The following is a 15,751-nucleotide window of genomic DNA, read 5'->3' as shown; positions in this document are numbered from 1 at the left end:
ATACTAACATACATTAAACCAGTAGAGGGTGTGTAATGATGATTAAACAACTAGAAGTCGTGAGAAGAGAACATCTAAAGGAGAAGCCGGACATGGCGACACTTGGATTTGGGACCGTATTCACCGACTATATGCTTTCGATGGACTACAATCCTGAACAAGGGTGGCATAATGCAGTCATTCTACCTTATCAGAACATCGAGCTGTCGCCAGCAGCGCAAGTGCTGCATTATGGTCAGGCAGTATTTGAAGGCATGAAAGCATATCGTACAGGAGACGAAGTGAGACTGTTCAGACCGGAAGAGAACTTCAGGCGGATGAACCAGTCGAATGCACGGCTCAATATGCCCGAAGTGGATATCGACTTTATGGTGGACACGCTGAAGCAGCTTGTCACGCTTGAAAAGGACTGGATTCCAACAGGCGAAGGACAGTCGCTTTATATCCGGCCGTTTGTTATTGCGACAGAAGCTTACCTTGGTGTCCGTGCAGCGACACATTATAAGCTGCTGATTATTTTATCACCAGTCGGCGCTTACTACGGCAGCGATCACTTGCTCGCGACTAAGATTTATGTGGAAGATGAATACGTGCGTGCAGTGCGCGGCGGCGTCGGCTTTGCCAAAGTTGCCGGGAACTACGCAGCGAGTTTAATGGCGCAGACGCGTGCAACAGAACTCGGCTATGACCAGGTGCTGTGGCTGGACGGTGTTGAACAGCGCTATGTAGAAGAAGTTGGCAGCATGAATATCTTCTTCGTGATTGACGGCACAGTAGTCACGCCGGAATTGAACGGCAGCATCCTGCCGGGCATCACCCGTAAGTCTATTCTTGAATTAGCGCAGCACTTAGGGTATCCGGTCGAGGAGCGGCGCATTTCAATTGATGACGTGTTCGAAGCATCACAGGCAGGCACACTGCAGGAGATCTTCGGTTCAGGGACAGCAGCTGTCATTGCGCCGGTCGGGTCCGTGAAATACAAAGACCAGGAGCTTGTTGTGAACAATGGTCAAGCAGGGCTGGTGACACTGGATTTATACAATCATTACACCGGGATTCAAAACGGCACTGAAAAAGATCCGTTCGGCTGGTGCGTCAAATTATAAGATAAAGGAGCAATGTGTATGGAAGAAAAGATGACAACTCGTGAGTATTTATTTAATAGAATGGAAAAAGGAGCAGCAGGCATTTCGGCGGCTATTCTTGTCTCGCTCGGAATCGGCCTGCTGCTGAAATCCATCGGCGGGCTGACAGGTCTTGACCTGTTGCTGACCATTGGTACTGTTGCGACACTGCTTATGGCACCCGCACTCGGCGCAGCGATTGCTCACAGTCTCGGGGCGAACAGCCTGACGGTCGTCTCTGCAATGATTGCGGCAGCGGTCGGCGCAAGTGCCGTGGCACCTGCGGGTGAGGCTTTCACGCTGAAGACCGGAGAACCGGTCGGTGCAATCATCGCAGCGATTATCGCCACTTATGCCGGTAAGAAAGTGACGGGAAGAACATTCCTGGATTTAATGGCTGTACCGCTCGCTGCCGTATTGTCAGGCGGCATTGCAGGCTATTATTTATCAACAGTCATTGCACCGGCACTCGTAGTCATCTCAAAAGCCATTACATCATCTGTCGATGGTCATCCATTACTTGCGTCTGTTGTTATCGTCGTCTTCGCTGTATTAGTGATGACGCCCGCTTCCAGTGCTGCTCTTGCAGTCGCGCTGCAGCTTGACCCGCATGCGAGTGCAGCAGCGCTCGTCGGTATTACCGCTCAATTTGTCGGCTTTACAGCCATCAGTCTGCGCGAGAACGATTTAGGAGGATTTCTGGCGCAGCTGATCTGCACGCCGAAAGTCCAGTTCCCGAACATCGTCCGCAATCCGAATATCTTGATTGCCCCACTGGTCGGTGCTGCTGTGGCAGGGCCGGTAGCAGTCCTTGTCTTCAAGCTCGGTGTACCGTCTGCTATCGCGGGACTCGGACTGAGCGGCCTGATCGCGCCGATACAGATTTTGACGGAGCAGGGCAGCGGCGTGCTGTTGAGTTATATGATCGCAGGCGTTGTCATCCCGCTGTTAGTCGCCGTTGCTGTGCACTATTTGTTGTTAAGAAGAGCCAACCTCGTCAAAACAGGGGACCTTGCCTTACAAGTCAGTTAATCATCCTGCAGCTTTTGCTGCAGGATTTTTGTGTTATTATTTTGTTATTCAGTACTTGCTCAGTACAATAGTAGTATTGATAAGAAGAGGTGAGTGTATGGTACAGTTAATTGTCTTTGATAAGGACGGCACATTGATGGAACTCGGCAGCACTATCGTCAAGCTGGCAGATGATTTGATTAACGAATTCTCAGTACGCACACCTATTCATGTGCCGAAGTCAGAGATTAAAGATGCGTTCGGCATGGTTGATGACAAGCTGGACATGGTGATGAAATCGAATGCAGCAAAAAGTATCGCCGACCGTCTGAGAGTGCTGCCGCATGGTGACCAGCTGGCTGACTGGACACTTAGTGAGATGGAGCATCTGTCTAATGATAATGAAGTCGACGACATCAAAATCATTAAAGGCGTGCCTGAAGTGCTGCAGCAGTTGAAAGAGCGCGGTTACAAACTCGCGATTGTTTCAGCTGACGATACAGAGTCCATGAATTTGTTCGTTGATAAATATGACATTCGTCAGTATTTTGATTTAATTGTCACAAGCGATAACTCGGTTCATCAGAAACCAGACCGCGGCTTAATGGATGAAATACTGGAGAAAATAGGAGTGGCATGCACAGAAACGATGATGGTCGGTGACACCGAGATGGACGTCATGCTCGGCAAAAACGGAGGCGTCGCTCAAACAGTCGGCGTGCTGAGCGGCTCCGGCGATAAACAGGACTTACGCAGTGCCGACGTCATCCTCGACAGTGTTGCTGATTTAATCAATAGCGGCGTGCTGAATCAGTAGTCTATAGAAGAAGTGGCCTTCAAACAGGTCCTGAAGGCCAAAATTCTATAAAATCCACGAAAATCAGCGAGAAGTGGCCTTCAAACGGCTCCTGAAGGCCAAAATTCTATAAAATCGACGAAAATCGACGAGAAGTGGCCTTCAAACAGCTCCTGAAGGCCAAAATTCTATAAAATCGACGAAAATCGACGAGAAGTGGCCTTCAAACAGGTCCTGAAGGCCAAAATTCTATAAAATCCACGAAAATTAGCGAGAAGTGGCCTTCAAACAGCTCCTGAAGGCCAAAATTCTATAAAATCGACGAGAAGTGGCCTTCAAACAGCTGCTGAAGACCACTTCTTTTATTATCGCTGCTGAGATTTTCTATGTTCTTCGATTACACGGCCGATTTTCTCAATGACCGGATCTAATGTATCGATATTGTCAAAGACGTCATATTCATCAATGTGAATGCGGATGACCGGGCAGGCATTGAAGCTGTCGATCCATTGTTCATAACGGGCAAATAATGCACGCCAGTATAGTTCGTCTGTCTCGATCTCCATTTGACGGCCGCGTTCAGTGATGCGGCGGAGAACAGCGTCATAATCACATTCCAGGTAAATAAGGCAGTCCGGCTTCGGGAAGTACGGCGTCATGACCATCGCTTCATAGAGCTGACGGTATGTCTCGAAATCTTCTGCGGTCATCGTGCCGCCTTCTTCGTGCATTTTAGCGAAGATGTCGACATCTTCATAAATAGAGCGGTCCTGAATGAATCCGCCGCCATATTCGAACATTCGTTTCTGCTCCTTGAAACGTTCAGCAAGGAAATAGATCTGCAGATGGAAACTCCAGCGGTCAAAATCATGATAGAACTTCTCGAGGTAAGGATTGTTATCGACTTTTTCAAATGATGTTCTGAAGTTTAGTTTTTCTGCTAAAGCTTTTGTCAGTGACGATTTGCCGACACCGACTGTTCCAGCAATCGTGATGACTGCATCGCTTGGTATTTTATACATGTTGTTCTCCAATCACTGTGTTTATTTGGCTGAGAATATATTGATAGTCCGCTTCATTATGGACAAAATCGAGGTGGGTTGTATCGATGCACAGGCTGTTCGGTGTCTGGTCGCATATGCGGTTGTAGTCCGCGGTTAACGTGCGCAGGTAGTCATCTGTAATCGCCGACTCGAACTCCCGGTTGCGTTTAGCGATACGTTCTTTTAAGACAGGCAGGTCCGCTGTCAAAAATAGCGTAATGTCCGGCTGGCGCAGTTCAGACGTCATGACGTCATAGATTTTCTCGAACATGCCGTATTCTTTGCTGTTCAATGTATTGCGCGCAAAAATCTTATTCTTCATAATATGATAGTCACTGACGATACTTGTGTCTCCTAAGTCGCTGATCTGCTTGTAGCGGTTGCAGAGGAAGAACATCTCAGTCTGAAAGCTCCATTTATTGATATCGTCATAAAAATCACTCAGGAATGGATTCTCTTCTACGATTTCATACAGTGTATCCATATGCAAAGTGTCAGCAAGTTTTCTTGTGAGAGAACTTTTGCCGACACCGATTGGCCCTTCAATTGCAATATATAGTGTCATGTTTCTCTCCCGTAATGATAAAATGTATATGTTATTGTATCACAAAATAATGAAGGCGGATGACAAATGAATCATGAAACTTTTATGAAACTCGCAATCGAAGAAGCACATAAAGCAGGTGCTATCGCTGAAGTGCCTATCGGAGCGGTCGTTGTCCATCACGGAGAAGTCATCGGGCGCGGTCATAATCTGCGCGAGACGGGCCAGAATCCGACGTATCATGCAGAGATGATGGCGATCAATGAAGCAAGTGCGCACCTCGGCTCGTGGCGGCTTGAAGAATGCGTGCTCTATGCGACGCTTGAGCCGTGCGTCATGTGCTCCGGCGCGATTGTCATGAGCCGCATTCCTGTCGTTATATACGGCGCGCATGATCCGAAGGGCGGCTGCAGCGGCAGTCTGATGAATCTCTTGAACGAACCGCGCTTCAATCACCGGGCGACCGTCATCAGCGGCATCTGTCACGATGAGTGCAGTATGCTGTTAACGACGTTCTTCAGAGAACTCAGACAAAAGAAATTACTTGAGAAGAAGCGGGTAACGAACTGATTTAAGGGTAAACGTATGACATGAAGATATAGGAGATGAATAAATGATTAAATTGATTGCCACTGATATGGACGGCACACTGCTGAACGCAGCCCATGAAATCTCGGAGGAAAATATAGCAGCGATTAAAGCCGCACAACATAACGGAGTAACTGTCGCTATTGCGACCGGCCGTGCTTTTTATGAAGCGAACACACCTGTCAAACCGACAGGACTGGTCGTCCCTTATATTTGTCTGAACGGGGCAGAAGTGCGCGATGAGGCATTCAATATTATGCATACATCGAGTTTAAGCCGCAGTCAGATTAGTAATATTACAGCGATTTTAGACCGCTATGATATTTTCTACCAAGTATATACGAACTTCGGGATTTACACAGAAGACGTTGATAAAGACTTGCAGATCTATATCGATATCGCTGATAAAGCAGGCAATGTGCCTGACGTCGACAAAATTAAAGCAGGCATTCAGAAGCGGATTGATCAAGGGACGCTGAAGCAGGTCGACCGCTACGATGCGATTTATGAGCGTGACGGGGAACTGGTGCTGAAATTTCTCGCTTATGCCGCAGACCTCGACAAAATCGACAGGGCAAAAGCTGAACTTGCGCAGTACGAAAGTCTTGCGATCTCCGCGTCTTCCCGCGGCAATATTGAAATCACGCACAATGATGCGCAAAAAGGAATCGCGCTTCAGGCCATCGCTGACCAGCTGCATATTTCAATGGACGAGACGATGGCGCTCGGTGACAACTTAAACGATATTTCAATGCTCGAACGCGCCGGCTACTCTGTCGCTATGGCAAACGGCGCACCGGAAACAAAAGCCGCAGCAAAATACATCACTGAGTCGAATGAAGAGAGCGGCGTCGGCAAAGCTATCTTCAAATACTTACGAGAAGTGAACGGACTGGACGTTTAACTTGCGTACAATTTCACACGCACGACAGACAAAGAAAGCCATGCTCACTTGAGCATGGCTTTCTTATTGTGCTATCACCTGGATGACGCGCGCCGGCACTCCGGCAACGACGACATTGTCAGGGACATCGTTTGTGACGACAGCGCCGCTTGCAATAACACAGTTGTCGCCGATTGTGACACCGGGATTGATGACCGCGCGGCCGCCGATCCAGCAGTTGTGACCGATCTTGACGGGCTTCGCATATTCGACGCCGCTGTTCCGTTCTGCTGCTTTCACAGGGTGGGTCGCGGTGTAGATGTGAACGCCTGGAGCTATCATGCAGTTGTCGCCGATATCGACGCGGGCAACGTCCAGTATCGTCAAGTCGTAGTTGGCGTAGAAGTTCTCACCGACATGAATGTTATAACCGTAGTCGACTTTGAAATTACTTTCAATCCAGATAGTCTCACCGGTCGCACCGAGAATCGCTTTGATGCGCTGTGCACGTTCTCTTTCAAGATTCTCAGGCACGGCGTTGTAGCTTCTCGTCGCAAGTTTCGCCTGAATGCGGTCGTTCACCAGCTCAGGGTCATGCGGATTATACAGTTCGCCTGCCAGCATCTTCTCTTTTTCAGTCATCAGTGGCTCCTATTTAGTGTAACGTAACCGCGCGAAAGCGTCGTGCTGATGAATGGACTCTTCGTTGCGGCATTCAATCTCAAAGCCGGTGACAAAGGGTAAATCCACTAAATCTGCTGCAATCAGACGCAGTAAGTCTTCAACGAAGCGCGGATTTTCGTAGGCGCGTTCAGTCACTGCTTTTTCGTCTGTCCGTTTTAAGATCGGATAGAGCATGCTTGAGGCGTTCGCTTCCATCGAATCGAGCAGCTGCTCTTTAAAGTCGTCAGGCAGCGCTGCTGTCAGCTCTGCTGTCACGGTGACGACACCGCGCTGGTTATGCGCAGAATATTCGCTGATCTCTTTCGAGCACGGGCATAATGTCGTCACATCCGCCTGAATGGTAATAGCTTGTGCCGTCACTTTTTCATCAGCGACAGTCATGGAGAACGTCACATCCGCATGGCCGACCGCCTTTAAGTTAGTGACCGGACTGAAGCGGTCAAAAAACCAGACTGCAGAAGCATCGACTGTCGCATTTTGCTGTCTCATTGTCGTCTGCAGTGTGATAAGCACTTTTTTCAGCGTGTCGAAATCAAGCGGCAGCCCTTGATCATAGTGCGCCTCCACTGATTCGAGAATGCGGCTCATGTTGATGCCTTTTTCGTCCTGCGCTAAGTGCGTCGATAAGCTGAATGTGCCGGCCGTCTGAAAGTCACCGAGTCTGACCGGGTATGTTAAGTTTTTAATACCGACATGGTCGATTTCGAATAAAAAGTCTTTTTTTGAGCTTTGAAGGTCAGTCATGAGTGCTTTTTCGGTCGGTTTCGTCCCCTTGACGGGATCGACTGAACCGAAATGCTTCCAGCGGCCTTCTCGCGTAGCTAAATTATAATCCATAGTTATCTCCTAATTACTTCTCATTAATCACCGATGTGATAGCTGTAGAATCGTTCTATTTTAAACCACATATTTGCTGCGGCTTCTGCTTCCTGTGTATCTGCTGCAAGTGAGGCAAGCATCGGGCCGGTCTGTGATGCATGGGCTTCCAGCACGCGCTGCTTTCTGTCGCTGTAACCATCGATATCGACAGTGATGTCCGGCTCGCCGAGGTCCTCGAATGTATCATTACTGAAAGCGACGAGATGCAGCTTCGGCCGTTCGCTTGCAGGCAGGCGGCGTACTGCTTCAACAACCGCAGCCGCTGTTGCTTCGTGGTCCGGGTGGACAGAGTAACCCGGATAAAATGAAATGATCAGTGACGGCTTCAGCTCATCGATTAATGCACCGACCATATTAGCAAGGTCGCTTGTCTTTTCAAATTCGAGTGTTTTATCCCGGTAGCCCATTTTACGTAAATCAGTAATGCCGATTGCTGCAGCTGCTGCCTCAAGTTCTTGCTCGCGGATATGAGGCAGTGATTCACGTGTCGCGAACGGGGGATTGCCTAAGTTGCGGCCCATCTGACCGAGTGTCAGGCAGGCATAAGTAACAGGGACACCGCTGTCAATGAACTTGGCAAGCGTTCCTGAGACACCGAATGCCTCATCATCGGGATGGGGAAATACGACTAATACTTGTGATTCTTCCATAGTTACACCTCTTATAACGGGAACGGTGTTCTGCTGATTTCAAGAGCAGCTGCCAGCTGTCCCTGGAAATTATGTCCTGCGAGCAGGAATTCACCGTTTTCTGTGATTTCGTAATGCGTTAAACCTTGTACATATACCCAGCCGCCTTCAAGCTTCAGACCGATGCGAAAAGGCTCTTTGCCGCCGCCGGTAATTTTCGCCTGAACATAAGTGACCTGAATATTGCGTAAAAATGTGCCGGCGTTGAACACCTGCTTGTCGAAATGAGAGGCGTAGGCACCATTGGTCGTTTCGACATGTAAATAGACAGGCTGACCTTGATATTCTTCTAAGTGCTGCTGCACTGTTTCCTGGTTAATTAATTCCATCGTCAGGACTCCTTCGTTTTTGATACTTTACTATTTTACTAGAACTTGTTGAAAAATTATACCGTTTGAGCTTGACTGTCACTCATTATTGTCACTGACGCATAAAACGCCCTGGCGACTTACAGACAGAGCGCTGTACTTGTGAGTCGGCCAAGGCGTATCGATTGAGTTATACTTCTTTTGTCTGTACGTCGATTTTTTCGACTTTGTTATAAGCGCCGTGCTGTACAGGACCGACGAAGTCATTCATCTTCCAGCCGTTTTTAATCGCTGATGCCACGAATGCTTTCGCGTTGATCACTGCTTCGCGTGGTGTTAAGCCGTTTGCTAAGTTCGCTGTCACAGCCGCTGCAAATGTACAGCCTGCACCATGGTTATAAGATGACTGGAATTTATCCGTTGTCAGCAGTGTGAATGTCTCACCGTCGTAGTACAAGTCAACTGCTTCTTCGCCTTCCAGCGCTTTGCCGCCTTTAATGACGACGTGTTGTGCGCCGCGGTCATGGATAATCTGTGCCGCTGTCTTCATAGCTTCTACAGAAGTCAGTCTGCCGAGGCCGGATAACTGTCCTGCTTCGAACAAGTTCGGAGTAACAACTGTTGCGATCGGCAGCAGTTCTTTAATCATCGCTTCAGTATTTCCCGGGTTAAGTACTTCATCTTCACCTTTGCAGACCATAACAGGGTCGACCACGAAATATTCAGCGTCAGAATCTTTGAATGCCTGAGCGGCACGGCCGATGATTTCTTCAGTGCCGAGCATCCCTGTTTTAATCGCGTCCGGCTTAATGGATAAAGCAGTTTTCAATTGCTTGTCCAGCAGTTCAATCGGCAGTGCCGTCACATCATGGCTCCACGTTTCAGGGTCCATTGCGACAACCGCAGTCAGTGCGACCATACCGTATGTGTTATGCTCCTGGAATGTTTTCAGGTCAGCCTGCATGCCTGCTCCGGCACTTGTATCTGAACCTGCAATCGTTAAAGTTTTCTTCAAAGCCATTTTGACATACCCCATTCTTAATGTGTTTGTTAATATCATATCAGAAATAAAGGTATGACAAAATAAAATGCTTCAATAATATGATACAATTTATGACGAGGTGAATGAGATGAACTGGGAGACGATTTTCAAGGATATTAAAGACAAGCATGATTTCACGACGATGGATGATTTTCTGGAGAACGCTTATGCTGTTAAGACCGTTTATCCGGCGCGCAAGAATATATACAACGCCTTCAAGTACACGCCGTTTGATCAGGTCAAGGTCGTCATTCTCGGGCAGGACCCGTATCACGGACCGAATCAGGCGCATGGTCTGGCGTTTTCCGTGAAGAACGGGACGAAGATTCCGCCGTCACTGCGCAATATGTACAAGGAGCTTGAAGCGGATATCGGCTGCACGAGAATAACCGGCGAACTGACCGGGTGGGCAGAAGAAGGTGTGCTGCTGCTGAACACAGTGATGACTGTGGAAGATGGCGCTGCGCATTCCCATAAAGGCATCGGCTGGGAGACGTTCACGAATGAAGTGATCCAGGCAGTGAGCGACTATAAAGCGCATATCGTCTTTATACTGTGGGGGAAACCTGCCCAGTCGAAACGCCCACTGATTGACGAGACGAAGCATCACGTCATCACGAGTGTCCATCCGAGTCCGCTCAGTGCATCACGTGGCTTCTTCGGATCAAAGCCGTACAGCAGGACGAATGACTATCTTAAGGCGCATAACATTCCGCCGATCGACTGGTGTAAGGAGGTATTGATGGATGAATCAGCAGCTGATTAAGCAGATAGAACATGAACTCGCACTTGCGAAGACGGCCGGGTCTCAGGCAGCATTCGAAAAACATATGTATGCCATTCAGACGCTGGCAGCACTTTGTTCCAGCACCGGCAGTCAAGAACCGGCCGCCATATCGTCTATTAAGTCGGATGAGATTTCAGCGGCGGAACTGAAGATGATGGGCGGTACGATTAAAGGAACAACGGCAGTAACAGACGACGGCCATGGTAATGGCGCGTCACTATTTGATTTTTAGGAGGAACATGTAAATGAAGACATTTTTAATTATCGGTGCGATTAATGCACTGCTGGCAGTGGCACTTGGTGCGTTCGGTGCGCACGGACTGGAAGGGAAGCTGACACCGAAATATCTCGGCATCTGGGAGAAAGCAGTGCAGTATCAGATGTACCACGCACTTGGCCTGCTCGTGCTCGGTGTGCTGTCAGGCACAACATCACTGAACTTGAATGTAGCGGGCTGGCTGATGACGCTCGGCATCATTTTCTTCAGCGGCTCACTATATATACTTGCAGTGACACAGATCAAAATGCTTGGCGCCATCACACCGCTCGGCGGCGTGATGTTTATTGCCGCATGGGTCATGCTTGTCATTGCAGCATGGAAATTATAAAAACCAAGCTATCTTGAAGTGAACCCCAAACGTCAGAATTTTTTGGAATGGAGAAATCCGTTCCTTTTTTTATGCAGTTTTTAAACTTAGGCTTTTCTCTCTGAATCCTGCTGGGTTCATCCAGTCTGATTTAGAGTTGATACGCTTATTATTGTAATGCATTTACTACTTTCAGCTTGAATGCGAGATCATAATTAACCAAAAAAAGCCCTGAACATTAGATTCTAGGTCTAATGTTTAGGGTGCAGTACAATGGCTTGATTTTTACTTGTTGTAGCGATTGCTGCTAGAACGTTTATTCAGTTGACGTTGAATGATTGGTAGTAAGATTGGGCTTAATCTGATTAATAGACGAATTAATCTGCTCATAGTTAAAATCCTCTTTTCGCTAGTTTTATTAGACTATAACCAAAATGGCAGCCGGATAAACATTAATTGTTCTTCTTCAGCGCGAAGTAGAACGGAATACCGATCAGGACGATGATGATGGAGTAGAGTGCGCCGAGAAAGTCACTCTGCAGTGTGCTGATAATAATGAACAGCCCGCCGACAATCGCAACAATCGGCACGATTGGATACAGCGGCACGGAGTAACTTCTTGCCATTCCTTGATGTCGCTTACGGAGCAGGAATAAGCCGACGAACGCCATAATATAAAATACATAGATGACGAAAATACAGATTTCTGATAAGTAGTCAGCATTGACGACTGACGGCACAGCGAGTGTCAGCAGTACAAGAATAAGCCCTAAAATATAGACGATGACGAGTGCACCGACCGGCGTCTTCGTTTTCTTGCTGACATAGCCGATCGGCCCTGAAAACGGCAGCAGCTTATCGTCTGCCATAGCGAACGGCACGCGCGGGAATGTCATGATTTTACCGTTCAGACAGCCGAATATCGAAATGATGACACCGATGTTGACGAACTTCGAACCTAGGTCGCCGAACAGTACTTTAGCAGCTTCTGCTGAACTCGTGTTGCCGAGGCCGACGAGTGTTTCAGCCGGAATGACGTGGAAGACAGCGATATTGATGAAGACGTAGGCCAGCGTCACGACGGACAGACCGACCAGCATCGCAAGCGGCAGATTGCGCTTCGCATTTTTCATCTCACCTGTTAAGTTCGTCAGCATGATCCAGCCGTCGTAGGCAAATAATGTAGCAAGCACTGCGCGGCCGAAGTTGATCTGGTCTTTCTCGACGATTAAGCTTGTCACATCCTGATTGAAAATCGTCGCCTTACCCCACAGCAGGCCGAAAATAATGATGGCCACTACCGGAATCAGCTTGGCGATCGTTGTAATGTTCTGCATCGCACCGCCGAGAGAAGTGCCCATAATATTGAGCAGCACAAGAAACGTAAGCGCGATAATGCCGAGCCAGACGCCGGCCGATTGACTCAGATTGAAGAAGTTTGATACGAGAATACCGAAGAATAATGTCAGTGATGCGATGATTGCAGGCCCGTAAATAACGGTCTGCACCCAGCCCGTCAAAAAGCCGAAGAAGCGGCCGTAAATGTCGCGGATATAAGCATATAATCCGCCGGTCTTCGGAATTTGCGCGCCGACTTCAGCAATTGTCAGACCGGCTGCAAGCGTCAAAATACCACCGACAATCCATGCCCATATGGCCATCGTGCTAGTACCGGCATGATTCAGTACAACGGACGGTTTGACGAAGACACCTGAACCGATAATAGTACCAATAACAATAGTGATCGCAGTCCAGAAGCCGATGGTCTGCTGTAAACCCTGCTTGTTCTCCATAATAGTTCTCCTTTAATACACGAATTGATACCAATATAACATGAACTGAATTTTAAGAATATATTTTTTTGATATCATATTCTGTCATTATTTCAGCGTAATGAGGCTGTTAAAATTATTGATGGGTGCATAAAATATGTCTATTTTTCAGAAATGGCTTGATTTCTTCAGTCATCTTTTTTATGATTAATGAGAATGATTATCATTCGCGAAGGAGTTTATCATGAAGTTACGTTATTTTGTTATCACGCTCTTATTACTGTCAATCGTCTCTATGTTCATCGGAGTAGTGACTGTCACACCGGCAAGTCTGCTTCATTTATCAGAGAACGACAAAAATATATTATTGAACAGCCGGCTGCCGCGTACATTATCCATCATTCTGGCAGGAGTCGCACTAAGCGTTGCCGGTCTACTCATGCAGCAGCTGACGCGCAATAAGTTTGTCTCACCGACGACCGCAGGGACGCTTGACTTTGCGAAACTCGGCATTTTGCTGGCGATGATTTTTTTTGCTGACGCACATATTCTCATTAAATTATCGTTTGCAATCGCCAGTGCTATTATCGGCACGATGGTGTTCATGGGAATCGTCAGACGCATCAAGTATAAAGATGCGATTTTTATTCCGCTTGTCGGACTCATGCTCGGCAACATCGTCTCAAGTCTCGCAACATTTATAGCGCTCAGATTCAATGCGATACAGAGCATCGGCAATTTCTTTGTCGGGGATTTCTCAATGATAACGACCGGGCGTTATGAAGTGCTGATCATTATTGTGCCGATGGTCATCCTCATTTACTTTTTTGCGCATCACTTCACGATAGTCGGCATGGGTGAGTCATTCAGCCGTAACCTCGGCATTTCATATGACAGAATCATGAACCTTGGTGTAGTCATTGCAGCGGTCGTCTCAGCTACTGTCGTCGTCACCGTCGGAGTACTGCCGTTTTTAGGGCTGATTGTGCCGAACATCGTCAACTTATTGGTCGGAGATCATCTGCAGAAGACGCTGCCTTTTACAGCGGTGCTCGGCGCCATACTCGTGATGACAGCAGATATTTTCAGCCGTCTCATTATTTTCCCGTATGAGATTCCGATCGGGTTGACGCTCGGTATACTCGGCAGTCTTATATTTATGACGCTGCTCTTAATAAGGAGAAAAAGCTATGCAGAAAAAATTTAACGCAATTATCCTGCTTGCTGTTGTCCTTGTAGTGATGATTGCTTTGTTCATCATCATCCAGCTGAACGTTAACACGCTCGGTTATGTACTCCCGTCACGGCTGAGAAAAGTCGCTGCCATTCTTCTTGTGGGAGCTGCAATCGGCGTGTCATCGCTCATCTTCCAGACAGTGACCGAAAATCATCTGCTGACGCCGTCAATCATAGGTCTCGACGCTGTGTATCTCTTTATTCAGACGATTCTTATCTTTGTGTTCGGAACGTTCAGCGCTGTGCTGGTCAATGCATATGTGAATTTCTTTATCTCAGTGATTTTAATGGTTCTGTTCACGCTCGGACTGTTCAAGCTGGTCTTCAAAAAGAATGTCTCCGTTTATTTCATTCTGCTCTTCGGGATGGTCATGGGGACATGCTTTCAAAGTTTGTCGAGCTTCATGCATATGGTCATGAACCCAGATGATTTCCTGATGCTGCAGGACAGAATGTTTGCCAGCTTCAACACAGTGAATTCATCACTGCTCGGCATTTGTGCCGTCATCATTGTCGCCATGCTTCTGCTCGTTTACAAAAAACGTCATGAGCTGGATGTGTTAAGTCTCGGTAAAGTGCATGCGCTGAATCTCGGTATTGATCTCGACCAGCTGACCCGCTCTATGCTGCTCATCGTTGCGGTGCTGGTCAGTGTATCGACAGCGCTTGTTGGTCCGATTACATTTCTCGGTATCATCGTCTGTAACGTCACTTATCAGTTTATGAAGACATTTGAGCACCGTCTGCTGATTCCCGCGACCATTGCTATTTCAGCGATTACGCTGATGGTCGGACAGATGCTGACGCAGTATTTATTTGATGGGAATACAGAAATTACGATTATGATCAATTTTGCGGGCGGCCTGTATTTTATTTACTTACTCTTTAAGGAGGGTGCACATGATTAACATCGAACAACTGTCTGTTCATATAGGAAAGAAACCGATTCTGCACAATGTGACTACGAGCATCAAAGAAGGGGCTATCACTGCTATTATCGGGCCGAATGGTGCCGGTAAGAGCACACTGCTGAACGCCGCGACCCGGCTGATTGATGCCGATGCCGGCACAGTTTACCTTGATGACGAGAACATTATGACAATGAAAAGCGATACTGTTGCAAAGAAATTAGCTGTACTCAAGCAGAGTAACCATACAAATCTTAAAATTACAGTAAGAGAACTGGTCAACTTCGGCCGCTTCCCGTATACGAAAGGGCGGCTGTCAACAGCGGACCACGTAATAGTGGATGAGGCGCTTGAATATATGGCCCTTACCGATATGCAGGACTGCTACTTGGATGAACTGTCAGGCGGCCAGCGCCAGCGTGCCTACATTTCTATGACACTTGCCCAGGACACCGACTATATTTTTCTGGACGAACCACTGAACAACCTGGACATGAAGCATTCTGTCCAGATGATGCAGCTGCTCCGTAAGCTCGTCCGTGAAAAACAGAAAACGATTGTCATCGTCATTCATGACATCAACTTTGCGTCGTGCTATGCGGACTATATCATCGCCTTAAAAGACGGTGAAGTGCTGCTGGACGGCAGGAAAGACGACGTGATCACGACAGAGGCGCTGAAAGCAGTTTACGATATGGACATTAACATCGAATGTATATTCGGCCAGCAGATCTGCGTCTACTTCGACGATGAGAAGACAGTCGATGAATTCATTGAAGAAGTCCAGCTGGTGTAAGCATCAATCATTGAAGGGAGTGTTGCCGGGGAGAAAGCAGTTGATCGGGCATACTAAGCGGGGAAATCATATAA

The 15,751-nt window shown here is 47.6% G+C and carries 19 protein-coding genes; 11 read left to right on the top strand and 8 right to left on the bottom strand.

Annotated features, from left to right (window positions below):
* Window positions 1-38 precede the first annotated feature (38 nt).
* The 3 genes from KFV11_RS10665 to KFV11_RS10655 all read left to right on the top strand — a co-directional run bounded on the left by KFV11_RS10665 (window position 39) and on the right by KFV11_RS10655 (window position 2,952).
* Window positions 39-1,106, top strand: a complete 1,068-nt coding sequence (locus KFV11_RS10665; RefSeq protein WP_149459271.1) for a branched-chain amino acid aminotransferase — start codon at window positions 39-41, stop codon at window positions 1,104-1,106.
* Between the two features lie 18 nt (window positions 1,107-1,124).
* Window positions 1,125-2,156 (top strand): PTS sugar transporter subunit IIC, encoded by a 1,032-nt coding sequence (locus tag KFV11_RS10660; protein ID WP_367305166.1) that lies wholly within the window; start codon window positions 1,125-1,127, stop codon window positions 2,154-2,156.
* 97 nt (window positions 2,157-2,253) lie between these two features.
* Window positions 2,254-2,952, top strand: coding sequence for an HAD family hydrolase (locus tag KFV11_RS10655; protein ID WP_254249919.1), 699 nt, complete (start codon window positions 2,254-2,256; stop codon window positions 2,950-2,952).
* Window positions 2,953-3,296: 344 nt separating this feature from the next.
* Here the strand turns inward: KFV11_RS10655 and KFV11_RS10650 are convergent, their stop codons facing one another.
* Window positions 3,297-3,953 carry a deoxynucleoside kinase gene (locus KFV11_RS10650; RefSeq protein ID WP_149459269.1) on the bottom strand — a complete coding sequence of 219 codons (657 nt, stop codon included), beginning with the start codon at window positions 3,951-3,953 and terminating at the stop codon, window positions 3,297-3,299.
* Window positions 3,946-4,539 carry a deoxynucleoside kinase gene (locus KFV11_RS10645; protein ID WP_254249918.1) on the bottom strand — a complete coding sequence of 198 codons (594 nt, stop codon included), beginning with the start codon at window positions 4,537-4,539 and terminating at the stop codon, window positions 3,946-3,948. Before KFV11_RS10645 ends, KFV11_RS10650 begins: the two co-directional genes overlap by 8 nt.
* A 66-nt stretch (window positions 4,540-4,605) precedes the next feature.
* On the opposite strand from KFV11_RS10645, the gene tadA reads away from it, so the two are divergent.
* Window positions 4,606-5,088 (top strand): tRNA adenosine(34) deaminase TadA, encoded by a 483-nt coding sequence (tadA, locus tag KFV11_RS10640; protein WP_254249917.1) that lies wholly within the window; start codon window positions 4,606-4,608, stop codon window positions 5,086-5,088.
* Window positions 5,089-5,131: 43 nt separating this feature from the next.
* On the top strand, window positions 5,132-6,010 hold the full coding sequence (locus KFV11_RS10635; RefSeq protein ID WP_149459266.1) for a Cof-type HAD-IIB family hydrolase: 879 nt from the start codon (window positions 5,132-5,134) through the stop codon (window positions 6,008-6,010).
* Between the two features lie 63 nt (window positions 6,011-6,073).
* On the opposite strand, the gene KFV11_RS10630 is transcribed toward KFV11_RS10635, so the two are convergent.
* The 5 genes from KFV11_RS10630 to thiD all read right to left on the bottom strand — a co-directional run bounded on the left by KFV11_RS10630 (window position 6,074) and on the right by thiD (window position 9,570).
* The gene (locus KFV11_RS10630) at window positions 6,074-6,634 is read right to left on the bottom strand and encodes a sugar O-acetyltransferase (RefSeq protein ID WP_254250623.1); all 561 of its coding nucleotides are present in this window, start codon (window positions 6,632-6,634) and stop codon (window positions 6,074-6,076) included.
* A gap of 6 nt (window positions 6,635-6,640) precedes the next feature.
* Complete coding sequence (gene folE2 / locus KFV11_RS10625) at window positions 6,641-7,510, bottom strand: GTP cyclohydrolase FolE2 (protein WP_254249916.1); 870 nt, start codon at window positions 7,508-7,510, stop codon at window positions 6,641-6,643.
* 23 nt (window positions 7,511-7,533) lie between these two features.
* Entirely contained in the window at window positions 7,534-8,202 is a 669-nt protein-coding gene (gene bshB2, locus KFV11_RS10620; protein ID WP_149459263.1) for a bacillithiol biosynthesis deacetylase BshB2, read from the bottom strand.
* Between the two features lie 11 nt (window positions 8,203-8,213).
* Window positions 8,214-8,570 carry a YojF family protein gene (locus KFV11_RS10615; RefSeq protein WP_149459262.1) on the bottom strand — a complete coding sequence of 119 codons (357 nt, stop codon included), beginning with the start codon at window positions 8,568-8,570 and terminating at the stop codon, window positions 8,214-8,216.
* Window positions 8,571-8,739: 169 nt separating this feature from the next.
* Window positions 8,740-9,570, bottom strand: coding sequence for a bifunctional hydroxymethylpyrimidine kinase/phosphomethylpyrimidine kinase (gene thiD / locus KFV11_RS10610; protein WP_149459261.1), 831 nt, complete (start codon window positions 9,568-9,570; stop codon window positions 8,740-8,742).
* A gap of 109 nt (window positions 9,571-9,679) precedes the next feature.
* Here thiD and KFV11_RS10605 point away from each other — a divergent pair, with 109 nt between their 5' ends.
* Genes KFV11_RS10605 through KFV11_RS10595 form a run of 3 tightly spaced genes read left to right on the top strand, consistent with a single transcriptional unit; the run spans window position 9,680 to window position 10,986 of the window.
* Entirely contained in the window at window positions 9,680-10,357 is a 678-nt protein-coding gene (locus tag KFV11_RS10605; protein WP_149459260.1) for a uracil-DNA glycosylase, read from the top strand.
* Window positions 10,338-10,610: a DUF5327 family protein gene (locus tag KFV11_RS10600; protein WP_254249915.1), complete on the top strand. Its 273-nt coding sequence runs from the start codon at window positions 10,338-10,340 to the stop codon at window positions 10,608-10,610. Before KFV11_RS10605 ends, KFV11_RS10600 begins: the two co-directional genes overlap by 20 nt.
* A 13-nt stretch (window positions 10,611-10,623) precedes the next feature.
* Window positions 10,624-10,986, top strand: a complete 363-nt coding sequence (locus tag KFV11_RS10595) for a DUF423 domain-containing protein (RefSeq protein ID WP_254249914.1) — start codon at window positions 10,624-10,626, stop codon at window positions 10,984-10,986.
* A 431-nt stretch (window positions 10,987-11,417) separates the two neighbouring features.
* On the opposite strand, the gene KFV11_RS10590 is transcribed toward KFV11_RS10595, so the two are convergent.
* The gene (locus KFV11_RS10590; protein WP_436970234.1) at window positions 11,418-12,761 is read right to left on the bottom strand and encodes an APC family permease; all 1,344 of its coding nucleotides are present in this window, start codon (window positions 12,759-12,761) and stop codon (window positions 11,418-11,420) included.
* A 220-nt stretch (window positions 12,762-12,981) separates the two neighbouring features.
* On the opposite strand from KFV11_RS10590, the gene KFV11_RS10585 reads away from it, so the two are divergent.
* Genes KFV11_RS10585 through KFV11_RS10575 form a run of 3 tightly spaced genes read left to right on the top strand, consistent with a single transcriptional unit; the run spans window position 12,982 to window position 15,677 of the window.
* Window positions 12,982-13,944 (top strand): ABC transporter permease, encoded by a 963-nt coding sequence (locus tag KFV11_RS10585; protein WP_254249912.1) that lies wholly within the window; start codon window positions 12,982-12,984, stop codon window positions 13,942-13,944.
* Entirely contained in the window at window positions 13,928-14,881 is a 954-nt protein-coding gene (locus KFV11_RS10580; protein WP_254249911.1) for an iron chelate uptake ABC transporter family permease subunit, read from the top strand. Before KFV11_RS10585 ends, KFV11_RS10580 begins: the two co-directional genes overlap by 17 nt.
* Window positions 14,874-15,677 (top strand): iron ABC transporter ATP-binding protein, encoded by an 804-nt coding sequence (locus KFV11_RS10575; protein WP_254249910.1) that lies wholly within the window; start codon window positions 14,874-14,876, stop codon window positions 15,675-15,677. Before KFV11_RS10580 ends, KFV11_RS10575 begins: the two co-directional genes overlap by 8 nt.
* Window positions 15,678-15,751: the final 74 nt, after the last annotated feature.

Origin of the sequence: Macrococcus equipercicus, assembly GCF_024205945.1 — a bacterium.
Classification (GTDB): Bacteria; Bacillota; Bacilli; order Staphylococcales; family Staphylococcaceae; genus Macrococcus; species Macrococcus equipercicus.
The sequence above is the reverse complement of the archived record's forward strand: the minus strand, read 5'-3'. Positions and strand labels throughout refer to the sequence as shown.